We start from the raw sequence: 666 nt of genomic DNA on the forward strand, positions 1-666 counted from the left end.
ATAAAAATGAGGGTATTGCTATTCCGTAAAATATTAATGCAACTTGTAACCAGATAGTTAAGAAGTATTTTTCTCTCCGTAATAAAATAGTTGCAAAAAGGGTAGGAATTAATGCAGTAACAATACCTATTATAAAAACATCGTTTTTTATTTTGAACGCCCCCTTAAACGCACTGAGAAAGACTCTTGCTTCGATTCTTTTAAAAAAGGCTGTTTTCGCAAACATTCTTGTTTTTTACTATTTTAAAAATAATACATTATAATAATTCAGATGACCTAAAGTCTTATTTCACGAACTAATTAAATGTTAAAATGCGACACTTATCAAATTAATTTGAGGAAGATTATATGAATATTGAAAATGAGAAATGATTTTACATTGATTTTAATACAAATTAAAATGATTTATCCTAAAGAATTAAGTAGAAAAGTTGTTAATTTTGGCGTTTGGAACAATATAGAGATAAAAAATACACAATGAATGAAATTAATGAAATCATTGCAGAATTAATAATTAGAAGACCTTTTATTAACAATTCTATGAGTATTCATTTCAATGTTATGGGTATAGATTATCATCATATACTAGATATTAAAAATTACAACTATGATAATCAAAAACGAACAGATATCGAAGAGGTCGAATTTTTATATTAACAAAAACTG

Annotated in this window: 1 protein-coding gene; it reads right to left on the reverse strand. The window is 25.2% G+C overall.

Features of this window, described 5'->3' with window-relative positions; all coding sequences use genetic code 11:
* The coding region (locus tag V7083_RS17380; protein WP_335480190.1) for a hypothetical protein at window positions 1-226 on the reverse strand (226 nt) is incomplete at its 3' end.
* Window positions 227-666: the final 440 nt, after the last annotated feature.

Source organism: Bacillus sp. JJ1764, from assembly GCF_036962145.1.
GTDB lineage: Bacteria > Bacillota > Bacilli > Bacillales > Cytobacillaceae > Neobacillus.